The 11,159-nt window shown below is 62.2% G+C and carries 14 protein-coding genes; 8 read left to right on the top strand and 6 right to left on the bottom strand.

From position 1 onward, the window contains the following. Positions 1-25: 25 nt before the first annotated feature. From ribBA to nrdR, 4 genes are read right to left on the bottom strand one after another with little or no spacing between them, the layout of a single operon-like run. Positions 26-1,117: a bifunctional 3,4-dihydroxy-2-butanone-4-phosphate synthase/GTP cyclohydrolase II gene (gene ribBA, locus LVW35_RS25415; protein ID WP_058424588.1), complete on the bottom strand. Its 1,092-nt coding sequence runs from the start codon at positions 1,115-1,117 to the stop codon at positions 26-28. Between the two features lie 15 nt (positions 1,118-1,132). Next, entirely contained in the window at positions 1,133-1,795 is a 663-nt protein-coding gene (locus tag LVW35_RS25420) for a riboflavin synthase (RefSeq protein ID WP_233892532.1), read from the bottom strand. Between the two features lie 48 nt (positions 1,796-1,843). Continuing rightward, complete coding sequence (gene ribD / locus LVW35_RS25425) at positions 1,844-2,980, bottom strand: bifunctional diaminohydroxyphosphoribosylaminopyrimidine deaminase/5-amino-6-(5-phosphoribosylamino)uracil reductase RibD (RefSeq protein WP_233892533.1); 1,137 nt, start codon at positions 2,978-2,980, stop codon at positions 1,844-1,846. Next, a complete protein-coding gene (gene nrdR, locus LVW35_RS25430) occupies positions 2,977-3,447 on the bottom strand; it encodes a transcriptional regulator NrdR (protein ID WP_015886108.1) in 471 nt (156 codons plus the stop codon). The genes ribD and nrdR overlap by 4 nt, the downstream gene beginning before the upstream one ends. Before the next feature lie 140 nt (positions 3,448-3,587). Here nrdR and LVW35_RS25435 point away from each other — a divergent pair, with 140 nt between their 5' ends. The 3 genes from LVW35_RS25435 to trxA are packed head-to-tail and all read left to right on the top strand — an operon-like array spanning position 3,588 to position 5,625. After that, positions 3,588-4,043: a YbaY family lipoprotein gene (locus LVW35_RS25435; RefSeq protein ID WP_233892534.1), complete on the top strand. Its 456-nt coding sequence runs from the start codon at positions 3,588-3,590 to the stop codon at positions 4,041-4,043. Next, complete coding sequence (locus LVW35_RS25440; protein WP_233892535.1) at positions 4,040-4,696, top strand: class I SAM-dependent methyltransferase; 657 nt, start codon at positions 4,040-4,042, stop codon at positions 4,694-4,696. Before LVW35_RS25435 ends, LVW35_RS25440 begins: the two co-directional genes overlap by 4 nt. Positions 4,697-4,752: 56 nt before the next feature. Continuing rightward, positions 4,753-5,625, top strand: coding sequence for a thioredoxin (gene trxA, locus LVW35_RS25445; RefSeq protein ID WP_233892536.1), 873 nt, complete (start codon positions 4,753-4,755; stop codon positions 5,623-5,625). On the opposite strand, the gene LVW35_RS25450 is transcribed toward trxA, so the two are convergent. Next, positions 5,622-5,963, bottom strand: a complete 342-nt coding sequence (locus tag LVW35_RS25450) for a hypothetical protein (RefSeq protein ID WP_233892537.1) — start codon at positions 5,961-5,963, stop codon at positions 5,622-5,624. The genes trxA and LVW35_RS25450 overlap by 4 nt on opposite strands. A gap of 130 nt (positions 5,964-6,093) precedes the next feature. Between LVW35_RS25450 and LVW35_RS25455 the strand changes: the two genes are divergently transcribed. From LVW35_RS25455 to LVW35_RS25475, 5 genes are all read left to right on the top strand, one after another. Continuing rightward, positions 6,094-6,696, top strand: coding sequence for a DUF2796 domain-containing protein (locus LVW35_RS25455; RefSeq protein ID WP_233892538.1), 603 nt, complete (start codon positions 6,094-6,096; stop codon positions 6,694-6,696). Between the two features lie 6 nt (positions 6,697-6,702). Further along, positions 6,703-7,413 carry an ABC transporter ATP-binding protein gene (locus LVW35_RS25460; RefSeq protein WP_233892539.1) on the top strand — a complete coding sequence of 237 codons (711 nt, stop codon included), beginning with the start codon at positions 6,703-6,705 and terminating at the stop codon, positions 7,411-7,413. A gap of 1 nt (position 7,414) precedes the next feature. After that, on the top strand, positions 7,415-8,680 hold the full coding sequence (locus LVW35_RS25465; protein WP_233892540.1) for an ABC transporter permease: 1,266 nt from the start codon (positions 7,415-7,417) through the stop codon (positions 8,678-8,680). Between the two features lie 92 nt (positions 8,681-8,772). Continuing rightward, positions 8,773-9,294, top strand: a complete 522-nt coding sequence (locus LVW35_RS25470; protein ID WP_233892541.1) for a DUF3299 domain-containing protein — start codon at positions 8,773-8,775, stop codon at positions 9,292-9,294. A gap of 94 nt (positions 9,295-9,388) precedes the next feature. Continuing rightward, positions 9,389-10,087 carry an OmpW/AlkL family protein gene (locus tag LVW35_RS25475; protein ID WP_016978527.1) on the top strand — a complete coding sequence of 233 codons (699 nt, stop codon included), beginning with the start codon at positions 9,389-9,391 and terminating at the stop codon, positions 10,085-10,087. Positions 10,088-10,210: 123 nt separating this feature from the next. Here the strand turns inward: LVW35_RS25475 and LVW35_RS25480 are convergent, their stop codons facing one another. After that, complete coding sequence (locus tag LVW35_RS25480) at positions 10,211-11,095, bottom strand: sugar nucleotide-binding protein (RefSeq protein WP_233892542.1); 885 nt, start codon at positions 11,093-11,095, stop codon at positions 10,211-10,213. Between the last annotated feature and the right edge of the window lie 64 nt (positions 11,096-11,159).

Here is an 11,159-nt window from a genome sequence, read left to right on the forward strand (position 1 = left end):
AAAAAGAGGCGAAAATCGCCAGCCTTTATTCGGAGGGCACGTATTCTACTACTTCCAAGTCGAAACCGGATATCGCATTAAATTTCATTGGCGCACTCATCAAGCGCATTTTACGCACGCCCAAGTCACGCAGGATCTGCGAACCGGCGCCGACGATGCTGTAGGTGGTCGGTTTTTTCACCGGAGCGTGGTCCGCCGTTTCACGGATATGCGCCAACAACACATCGCCATCCAGCGGGTGACCGAGCAACAGCACCACACCACTGCCAGCCTCGGAGACCGCAGCCATGGCGGCGCGCAGGCTCCAGCGCCCCGGTTGCTTGACCATCAGCAGGTCGCGCAACGGGTCCATGTTGTGCACGCGCACAAGGGTCGGTTCTTCGGCGCAAATGGTGCCCAGGGTCAGGGCCATGTGCACGTCGCCTTCCACTGAATCACGGTAGGTCACCAAATTGAATTGGCCCAGTTCGCTGTCCAGTGGCTGCTCGGCAATCCGCTGAACGGTACGTTCATGGATCATGCGGTAGTGGATCAGGTCGGCAATGGTGCCCACCTTGATGTTGTGTTCGGCGGCAAAGGCTTCGAGTTCGGCTCGACGGGCCATGGTGCCGTCGTCGTTCATCACTTCGCAGATCACGCCGCTTGGCTCGAAACCGGCCATGCGCGCGAGGTCGCAGGCAGCTTCGGTGTGGCCGGCACGAGCCAGGGTGCCACCCGGCTGGGCCATCAGCGGAAAGATGTGACCGGGGCTGACGATATCTTCGGCCTTGGCATCTTTCGCGGCGGCGGCCTGCACGGTGCGTGCGCGGTCGGCAGCGGAGATGCCGGTGGTGACACCGGTGGTGGCTTCAATCGATACGGTGAACTTGGTGCCAAAACCCGAGCCATTGCGCGGCGCCATCAACGGCAGCTTGAGCAACTCGCAGCGCTCACGGCTCATGGGCATGCAGATCAGCCCGCGGGCGTGCTTGGCCATGAAGTTAATGTGCTCAGCCTGGCAGGCCTCGGCGGCCATGATGATGTCGCCTTCGTTCTCGCGGTCTTCGTCATCCATCAGGATGACCATCTTGCCTTGGCGGATGTCTTCAACCAGTTCTTCGATGCTATTGAGCGCCACGCGGCACCCCCTTGGTCAGGATTTCAGGTAGCCGTTAGCGGCCAGAAAACTTTCGGTGATGTTCCCGGACGTTGGCTCTGCGGCCTTATCGCCCAGCAACAGGCGCTCCAGGTAACGGGCAAGCAAGTCCACTTCCAGATTCACCCGACGACCTGGCTGGTACGACGCCATGATGGTTTCGCTGAGGGTGTGGGGAATGATGGTCAGTTCGAATTCGGCGCCGTTCACAGCGTTCACGGTCAGGCTGGTGCCGTCGACGGTGATCGAGCCTTTGTGGGCGATGTACTTGGCCAGCTCTTTGGGTGCGCGGATGCGGAATTCCACGGCACGCGCGTTTTCGCTGCGCGATACCACTTCGCCGACGCCGTCGACGTGGCCGCTGACCAGGTGACCGCCGAGGCGGGTGGTCGGGGTCAGGGCTTTTTCCAGGTTGACCGGGCTGCCGGCCTTGAGATCGTTCATCGCGGTGCAGTCCAGGGTTTCCCGGCTGACATCGGCGGCGAAGCCATTGCCCGGCAGCTCGATGACGGTGAGGCATACGCCGCTCACAGCGATGCTGTCGCCCAGTTTGACGTCGCCCAGGTCGAGCTTGCCGGTTTCAACCAGCAGGCGTACGTCGCCGCCTTTTGGCGTCATGGCGCGAATGCTGCCGATGGATTCGATAATACCGGTGAACATGGCCTTCTCCTGGAAAACGGTACGGGACACTTGAGCGTCCGGTCAGAATTATACGCTCGCTGCGGGTAGAGGGATGGCAGTGACTCGCCAGTCGTCGCCTACAGCGCGCATTTCAGTGATCTTGAGTTGGGGGGCGTCGGCCAGTTTCTCAAGCGGCCAGTCCAACAAAGGCCGGGCGGCGGAGCCGAGGAACTTGCCGGCGATGAAAATCACGTATTCATCCACCAGGCCTTGCTGGGCAAACGCACCGGCCAGGCTTGGGCCGGCTTCCACCAGCACTTCGTTGACGCCACGGGCCGCCAGCGCGACCAGCGCCGAGCGCAGGTCGACCTGGCCGTCGACGCCTGGCACCACCAGGCACTCGGGACCACGGGGAAACTGGTTTTCCGAGGTCACGCAGGTGATGACCAGGGCCGGGCCGGCCTTGAAGAACGGTGCATTGAGCGGCACGCGCAGGCGGCCGTCGATCAGCACGCGCAATGGCGGACGCGACATGGCAAGCGCCGTGGTAGCTTCATCCAGGCCGAGTTCGGCGGCGCGCACGGTCAGGCGTGCGCCGTCGGCCAGCACCGTGTCGGCGCCGGTCAGCACCACACTGGCCTCGGCGCGCAGACGTTGCACGGCAGCGCGAGCGGCGGGGCCAGTGATCCATTGGCTTTCGCCGCTGGCCATCGCGGTGCGGCCGTCCAGACTCATCGCCAGCTTGACCCGCACGAAGGGCAGGCCGTGCTCCATGCGTTTGAGGAAACCTGGATTGAGCGCGCGCGCTTCGGCTTCCAGCACGCCGCTCCGCACCTCGATACCGGCCTGAGCCAAACGCTGCATCCCGCGCCCCGCCACTTCGGGGTTCGGGTCCTGCATCCCGGCCACGACACGGGCGACACCGGCCGTGACCAACGCATCGGCACAGGGCGGCGTACGCCCATGATGGCTGCAAGGTTCGAGGGTCACGTACACCGTGGCGCCACGGGCCTTGTCACCGGCAGCGCGCAAGGCGTTGGGCTCGGCATGGGGTTCGCCGGTGCGCTCATGCCAACCTTCGCCGACAATCTGCCCGTCACGCACAATCACGCACCCCACACGCGGGTTGGGATGGGTGGTGTACAGGCCCTTGCGCGCCAGTTCGAGGGCACGGGCCATGTAATGGGCGTCGAGCACGACTTGTTCGGTAGATGTCGGGGTCATTCTTTGGCAGGCTCACGGGCCAGGCGGTCGATTTCTTCGCGGAACTCATTGAGGTCCTGGAAGCGTCGATACACCGAGGCGAAACGGATATAGGCAACTTCGTCGAGCTTTTGCAGCTCGCCCATCACCAGCTCTCCAACCACCAGGCTCTTGACCTCGCGTTCGCCGGTGGCGCGCAGCTTGTGCTTGATATGCACCAGCGCCGCCTCCAGCCGCTCGACACTCACCGGGCGTTTTTCCAGGGCGCGTTGCATACCGGCGCGCAGTTTTTCTTCGTCGAAAGGCTGGCGGCTGCCGTCGGACTTGATCAGACGTGGCAATACCAGTTCGGCGGTTTCGAAGGTGGTGAAACGTTCACCGCAGCCAGAGGCCAGGCATTCACGCCGGCGACGTACTTGATCGCCCTCGGCGACCAGACGCGAGTCAATGACTTTGGTGTCGTTGGCACCGCAGAAGGGACAGTGCATGGTAGGCAGGCAACAAATAAAGGGAGGGCCATGGTAGCGCATCCCTGTGGCAAGACAAGCCATAGCCTTTACGGTATATAGGCTGGCTATTATGTTTCATATTTTTTTAGCCACGGATTTTGTCCTTTCTGGAGCCGTACATGCAGCTACGACCACTTGTTTTGCTCACCCTGTTCGGTTTTCTGGTCGCCTGCAGCAGCGAAGCCCCCAAGCCAGCCGCCCCTCAACCCACACCAGCACAAGAGAAAAAAATCCCCGGCATTGAAGACCTCGGCCCCCTGCCCGCCTACCTGCGGGAGATCAGCGGCAGCCTGACTAACATTCCGGCGGGTGCCGAAGTCGAGATGGCGCTGCTGGTGATCGACGACCGTTCGCGCCCGCAACAATTGCTGGCCAGCAGCGTATTGACCGGCAACGGCAAGCCCCTGGCCTTCCGTCTGCGCTTCAACCCCGAGGCGTTCCCAACCGGTGCACGGGTAGAACTGCGCGGCCGCGCCAGCCAATCCGGCCAACTGATCCTGCACCTGCCCGCCGTGCGTATCACCCAGGCGATCACCCAGACCACCGGCCCCCTGCAACTCGTCAAGGCACCATGACGCCACCGCTGGACCTGCAAGCCGCGCTGAGCGGACTGATCGGCGACGCACAACTGGTGCCCTGCCCGCTGCCGGGCACAGCGTTGTCGTTATGGCTGCTGGACGCGGACAACATGGACCGTGCCTTCAGCCCCGAGGAAACCCGGCGCATCCTGCATGAACCGCCCTACTGGAGTTTCTGCTGGGCCAGCGGCCTCGCATTGGCGCGGTACCTGGCGGCGACCCCTGAGTGGGTCGTGGGCAAGCGCGTACTGGATTTTGGCGCGGGTTCCGGCGTGGCCGGGATTGCGGCGGTCAAGGCCGGCGCGCTGGAAGTGGTGGCTTGTGACCTCGACCCACTGGCGTTGGCGTCCTGTCGGGCGAATGCCGAACTCAATGGAGTGGAGCTGGGTTATTCGGCGGACTTCTTCGCCGAAGCCGATCGCTTCGACTTGATCCTGGTGGCCGACGTGCTCTACGACCGGGCGAACCTGCCGTTGCTGGATCAGTTCCTCACACGTGGCCGCGAAGCGTTGGTGGCGGATTCGCGCGTGCGCGACTTCCAGCACCCGGATTACCAGCGGCTGGCGATTCTTGATGCGCTGACGTTGCCGGATCTGGCGGAGCCTTGGGAGTTTCGCAAGGTGAGTCTGTACCATTCACGGCGCTCTTGAGACCTTCGCGAGCAAGCCCTTATAGTTGCCCCATTCCCGCTTATTCGAGACGCCCCATGAGTCAGCCCACGCCTTATATCTTCGATGTCACCACCGCCACCTTTGACCAGGCAGTGATCCAGAACTCCTTCGAAAAACCCGTGCTGGTGGACTTCTGGGCCGAGTGGTGCGCGCCGTGCAAGGCGCTGATGCCGATGCTCGCGAAAATTGCCGAGAGTTATCAGGGCGAGCTGCTGCTGGCCAAGGTCGATTGCGAAGCCCAGCAGGATATTGTCGCGCGCTTTGGCATTCAAAGCCTGCCGACGGTGGTGTTGTTCAAGGATGGCCAGCCAGTGGACGGGTTTGCCGGGGCGCAGCCGGAGTCGGCCGTGCGGGCAATGCTGGAGCCCCATGTGCAGATGCCACCACCGGCGGCGGCAGATCCGTTGGAACAGGCCCAGGCGTTATTTGCCGAAGGTCGCGTCAGCGATGCCGAAGCCGTGCTGGTGGCGTTGCTGGGTGAAGACAACACCAACGCCGCTGCACTGATCCTCTACGCACGCTGCCTTGCCGAGCGCGGTGAACTGGGCGAAGCCCAGACCGTGCTGGATGCGGTTAAAAGCGACGACCACAAAGCCGCCCTCGCCGGCGCCAAGGCGCAGATCACCTTCCTGCGTCAGGCTGCCGACCTGCCGGACGCCGCCGACCTGAAAAGCCGCCTGGCGCAAAACCCGCAAGACGACGAGGCGGCCTACCAATTGGCGATCCAGCAACTGGCGCGTCAGCAGTACGACGCCGCGCTGGAAGGTTTGCTCAAGCTGTTCATCCGCAACCGCAGCTACAGCGAAGGCCTGCCACACAAGACCTTGCTGCAGGTGTTCGAACTGCTGGGCAATGATCACCCACTGGTGACCGCGTACCGCCGCAAATTGTTTGCCGCCCTGTACTAATCGCCAACCCAACTGTACAGCGGCGTATCGGCGCCGCTGGCCACTTTCACGTTCGAACTGTGGCGCAAGCGCACCAGCAGGCGCTTGCCTGATGCAGCATCGCCGGCCAAGCCTTCCAACTGATCCAGCAGTTCCAGGCCGCTGAGCTGCCCAGCCTTGCGCAACAGGTCCTGGGCCTTCTGCCACAGGTCGTCATTCTGCTTGACCGGTGCCACTGTCGCTGCGGCGGATACAGGTGTGGCCTGCAACTGCGCGCCCAGCCGCGCCCAATCGCCGTCGTCCAGCTCCAGGGTCAAGTCCACCGGCAGGTCGCCGACGGTTCCACGAATTCGCAACATCGTCCTTACTCCTGCAGTTTTCTGACAGGCATGCTCCCATGCGACTTGCGCAACGCCAAGCGGGCGGTCAAACTCTGCGGTAACTGTTATAAGATCACATAACAAAACTTTCATGTTCTGGAGCCTTCTCATGCGCCGTCTGTTGCTCGCTTTGCCGTTTGCCCTGCTGCCATTGGCGGTTGCCCATGCTCATGATGATCACGACCATGAACACGGCAGCCTTGGCGCCCACGAACATGGCGTGGGCCGCCTCAACGCGGTGCTCGACGGCCAGGCCCTGGAGCTGGAACTGGACAGCCCGGCAATGAACCTGGTGGGTTTCGAACATTTGGCGACCACCCCGGCAGACAAAGCCAAAGTCGCCGCCGTGCGCAAACAGCTGGAAAACCCTGTCGCCCTGTTCAACCTGCCTAAGGGTGCCGGTTGCGTGGTCAGCAGCCAGGAACTCAACAGCCCGTTGTTCGGCGACAAGCCCGAAGCCGACCATGATGACGATGACGACCACGCCACAGACGGTAAAGGCGCGGCCGCCCACGAACACCATCATGACCACAGCGAAATCCACGCCCACTACCAGTTCACCTGCGCCACGCCGACGGCCCTGAGCAACCTCGACCTGACCCAGGTGTTCAAGACCTTCCCCGCCACCCAGAAAATTCAGGTACAACTGATCGGCCCGAGCGGCCAGCAAGGTGTTGACGCGACGGCCACAGCAGCCACTCTGAAGTTCTGAGCCCACATGACCCACGCATTGATCGAACTGTCTGACCTGGGCTTCAACTGGCCCGGTCACCCGCAGTTGCTGGACATCCCCACATTCCGCCTGGAAGCGGGAGAAACCTTGTTTCTCAAGGGCCCGAGCGGCAGTGGCAAAACCACGCTGCTGGGCCTGCTTGGCGGCGTGCAGAAACCCAGCCGGGGCAGTATCCGCCTGCTTGGCCAGGAGTTGACCGAGCTTTGCGCCGGCGCCCGCGACCGTTTCCGCGTTGACCACACCGGCTACATCTTCCAGCAGTTCAACTTGCTGCCATTCCTGTCGGTGCGCGAGAACGTCGAGTTGCCCTGCCACTTTTCCAAACTGCGTGCGCAACGGGCAAAGCAGCGCCACGGCAGTGTCGACCAGGCCGCCGCAGCGTTGCTCGCGCACCTGGGCTTGAAAGACAAAGACGTGCTGGAACGCCGCGCCGACTCGCTGTCCATAGGCCAGCAACAACGTGTTGCCGCCGCCCGTGCATTGATCGGCCAGCCAGAGCTGGTGATCGCTGACGAACCCACTTCGGCCCTGGATTACGACGCCCGCGAAGCCTTCCTACAGCTGTTGTTCGCCGAATGCCGTGAAGCAGGCGCCAGCCTGTTGTTTGTCAGCCACGACCAGAGCCTGGCTTCGCTGTTCGATCGCAACCTGTCGCTGGCCGAACTCAATCGCGCCGCCACGCCCGCAGAGGTTTGAGATGTATCTGTTCCGTCTAGCCATGGCCAGCCTGGCTAACCGCCGCTTTACCGCAATCCTCACCGCCTTCGCCATCGCGCTTTCAGTCTGCTTGTTGCTCGCGGTGGAGCGCGTGCGTGTTGAAGCGCGCAACAGCTTTGCCAGCACCATCAGCGGCACCGACCTGATCGTCGGCGCCCGCTCCGGCTCGGTGAACCTGCTGTTGTACTCGGTATTCCGCATCGGCAACGCCACCAACAACATCCGCTGGGACAGCTTCGAGCATTTCGCCGCCAGCCCCCAGGTGAAATGGGCCATCCCGATTTCCCTCGGCGACTCCCATCGCGGCTACCGCGTGATGGGCACCAACGAATCCTACTTCGAACACTACCAATACGGCCGCAAGCAAAACCTCGAACTGGCCAGCGGCCGCGCCTTTGCCACCGATCCATTCGAAGTGGTGCTCGGCGCCGAAGTCGCCGACGCGCTGCACTACAAACTCGGCGACAAACTGGTGCTGGCCCATGGCGTGGCGGTGGTCAGCCTGGTGAAACACGATGACAAACCCTTCACCGTGGTTGGCATTCTCAAACGCACCGGCACCCCGGTGGACCGCACGCTGCACATCAGCCTCGGCGGCATGGAAGCGATTCATATCGACTGGCACAACGGCGTACCGGCTCAGGGCAAAGGCCGCATCAGCGCAGATCAGGCGCGCAATATGGACCTCACGCCACAGGCCATCACCGCGTTCATGCTTGGCCTGAACAACAAGATTTCCACCTTCGCCCTGCAACGGGAGATCAACGAATTCCGTGGCGAGCCGATGCTGGCGATCCTGCCTGGCGTGGCGCTGCAAGAGTTGTGGAGCATGATGGGCACCGCCGAAAAAGCGCTGTTCGTGATCTCGCTGTTCGTGGTGCTTACCGGACTGATCGGCATGCTCACGGCAATTCTCACCAGCCTCAACGAACGACGCCGCGAAATGGCAATTTTACGTTCGGTGGGTGCGCGGCCGTGGCATATCGCAACGTTGCTGATCTTCGAAGCCTTCGCCCTGGCACTGTCCGGCGTGGTCGCCGGCGTGGCTTTACTGTATGTGTGCATCGCCGCCTCGCGTGGGTATCTGCAGGCCAATTACGGTCTGGATCTGCCGATGGCCTGGCCGAGCGAATATGAATGGACGCTGCTCACCGGTATCCTGGCCGCCGCGCTGTTGATGGGTAGCGTGCCCGCGTGGCGCGCCTATCGGCAATCCCTGGCTGATGGCCTGTCGGTCAGGCTGTAGAACAGCAACCTTAAGCTTCAAGCTTTAAGCTGCAAGCAGATTGGCTTTTACTTGAGGCTTATCGCTTGCAGCTACCTACTGAGGAACGAGTCATGCGTCGTGCGCTGTTTGCGTTGTTGCTGCTGGTGGCCGTTCCGGCCTGGGCGGAAGATCAGCCCAAGGATTTGTCCTGGCAGGAGATGATCCCGCCGGACGCGCCGCCGGAAATCCCCAACATGAAACCGCTGCACGACTTGTCGAACATGGCTGATGCCTTGTCGGTCGAGGCGGCGCCAGCGGCCAAGCAGGACTTACCCAACGCACCGGTGGTGCAAAGCCTGGACGGCCAGCACATCCGTCTGCCGGGTTATATCGTGCCGCTGGAAGTCAGTGAAGAAGGCCGCACCACGGAGTTCTTGCTGGTGCCGTATTTCGGCGCGTGCATCCATGTGCCGCCGCCGCCGTCAAACCAGATCGTGCACGTCAGAAGCGAAGTCGGCGTGAAGCTCGATGAGCTGTATCAGCCGTACTGGATCGAAGGCGCGATGCAAGTCAAACCGTCCACCAGCGAACTGGCCGATGCCGGTTACCAGATGGATGCCGAGAAAATTTACATGTACGAGCTGCCTGAATAAGGCTGATCGCCCTTTCATTGAGCTGAGTCAAAAGACCGAGCGGAACGATCTTTACCATTGGACGTACAACTTTTAAACGTCCTTTGGAGCTCCCATGAACAAGTCTCTGCTCGGCGCGTCCCTCTTCGCGCTCGCCCTCGTTGCCCCCGTCGCACACGCTCACGAAGCGGGCGACATTCTGGTTCGCGCCGGTGCAATCACCGTGAACCCGAAGGCAGACAGCGGCCACGTCAAAGTTGACCAGGGCCCGTTGGCAGGCACCAACCTGGGCGGCAAGGCGACCATGAGCAGCGACACCCAGCTGGGCCTGAACTTCGCCTACATGCTGACCAACCACGTCGGTATCGAACTGCTGGCGGCCACGCCGTTCGAGCATGATGTGAAAATCAAGGGCACCGCCCTGAGCCCGGCCAACGGCAAGCTCGGTACCCTGAAGCACCTGCCGCCAACCCTGAGCGTCGTGTACTACCCGCTCGACAACAAGTCGGCGTTCCAACCGTACGTGGGCGCCGGTATCAACTACACCTGGATCTACGACGAACACGTCGGCAGCCGTGCCCAAGGCGCAGGCTTCAGCAACTTCAAGGCTGAAAACTCCTGGGGCTGGGCCGCGCAGATTGGCGCGGACTACATGATCAACGACAAGTGGATGATCAACGCCCAGGCGCGCTACATCGACATCAGCACCAAGGCCACCGTGGAAAACAACGGCGTGGCACCGGGCACTCGCGCCAAGGTCAATGTGGACGTGGACCCGATGGTTTACATGGTGGGTATTGGCTACAAGTTCTAAGCAACACTGCAGAACCCTGTGGGAGCGGGCTTGCTCGCGAAGGCGGTGGATCAGTCGATAAATCTTTTGACTGACATTCCGTATTCGCGAGCCAGCCCGCTCCCACATTGGACCCAAGTTTCTTCAGCCGTGGCGGTAGAACCGATCCAGCAACGCCGGCAACCCCGCACGCCACGCCCGTGGCTTGATGCCGAAGGTGTGGAGGATTTTCTTGCAGGCGAGCACCGCATGTTGCGGTTCTTCACTCGCATCCGGCCGGGCGGCGTGGGCCTGGGCGGTGGGGGACTCGATCGCCAGCGAGTGGTAGCTGCGCGCTTCGGTGAGGATCGCCTGGCCCAGCGCCAACGGCGTGGTCGCCTCTTGGCCGGCGTAGTGATAAGTGCCCCACAGCGGCGCCGCGCAATCGAGTTGCTTAAGCACTGAGATGATCACCCGCGCCGCATCGTCCACCGGCGTCGGGTTGCCGCGACGGTCATCCGCCATCAGTAACTCATCCGGTTTCTCGGCCCGAGCCAGGAAGCGTCCGAGGGTGCCGTCGAGACTGTCATCCAACAGCCAGCCAAACCGTAGCAACACATGTTGCGGGCAGGTGGCGCGCACGCTTTGCTCGATGCGCCACAACGCCTGGCCGCGCAGACCCAGGGGCACCGGCTCGTCCTTTTCGCTGTAGGCGGTGGCGCGGGAGCCATCGAACACGCGGTAGCTGGACGGTTGCAACAGGGTGATGTTGTGGTGCTGGCACAGCTCAGCCAAGCGTTCGATGGCGAACTCCTGGGCGGCCAGACGGGTCTCGCTGACAGCTTCAGCCTGGAACCAGTCGAAATAGTAGGCGAGATTGATCAACGCATCGGGACGTGTGTCGTCGAGCAATTGGGTGAGGCTCGCGGCATCCCAGCCGTCTTGGGGCGGTTTGGGTGCGAGGAAACCGATGTCTTCCTCTGCACCGAGGCGAATCAGCGCCTGCCCGAGGGCATTCCCGCCGCCCAGTAACATAAGGCGCATTCGCATAGATTGAGCAGGCCCGGTCAGTATGGAACGATGGTTATTCAGGTATTTGTCAGAATCGTTGCAT

It is taken from the genome of Pseudomonas sp. HN11 (assembly GCF_021390155.1).
Taxonomy (GTDB): domain Bacteria; phylum Pseudomonadota; class Gammaproteobacteria; order Pseudomonadales; family Pseudomonadaceae; genus Aquipseudomonas.

Coding starts and splice junctions, on each gene's coding strand:
- LVW35_RS25455 (WP_233892538.1), top strand. CDS start 6,094: ATGCGCCGTCTGTTGCTCGCTTTGCCGTTTGCCCTGCTGCCATTGGCG.
- LVW35_RS25420 (WP_233892532.1), bottom strand. CDS start 1,795: ATGTTCACCGGTATTATCGAATCCATCGGCAGCATTCGCGCCATGACG.
- LVW35_RS25435 (WP_233892534.1), top strand. CDS start 3,588: ATGCAGCTACGACCACTTGTTTTGCTCACCCTGTTCGGTTTTCTGGTC.
- LVW35_RS25440 (WP_233892535.1), top strand. CDS start 4,040: ATGACGCCACCGCTGGACCTGCAAGCCGCGCTGAGCGGACTGATCGGC.
- LVW35_RS25475 (WP_016978527.1), top strand. CDS start 9,389: ATGAACAAGTCTCTGCTCGGCGCGTCCCTCTTCGCGCTCGCCCTCGTT.
- nrdR (WP_015886108.1), bottom strand. CDS start 3,447: ATGCACTGTCCCTTCTGCGGTGCCAACGACACCAAAGTCATTGACTCG.
- LVW35_RS25450 (WP_233892537.1), bottom strand. CDS start 5,963: ATGTTGCGAATTCGTGGAACCGTCGGCGACCTGCCGGTGGACTTGACC.
- LVW35_RS25480 (WP_233892542.1), bottom strand. CDS start 11,095: ATGCGAATGCGCCTTATGTTACTGGGCGGCGGGAATGCCCTCGGGCAG.
- ribD (WP_233892533.1), bottom strand. CDS start 2,980: ATGACCCCGACATCTACCGAACAAGTCGTGCTCGACGCCCATTACATG.
- LVW35_RS25465 (WP_233892540.1), top strand. CDS start 7,415: ATGTATCTGTTCCGTCTAGCCATGGCCAGCCTGGCTAACCGCCGCTTT.
- LVW35_RS25460 (WP_233892539.1), top strand. CDS start 6,703: ATGACCCACGCATTGATCGAACTGTCTGACCTGGGCTTCAACTGGCCC.
- trxA (WP_233892536.1), top strand. CDS start 4,753: ATGAGTCAGCCCACGCCTTATATCTTCGATGTCACCACCGCCACCTTT.
- LVW35_RS25470 (WP_233892541.1), top strand. CDS start 8,773: ATGCGTCGTGCGCTGTTTGCGTTGTTGCTGCTGGTGGCCGTTCCGGCC.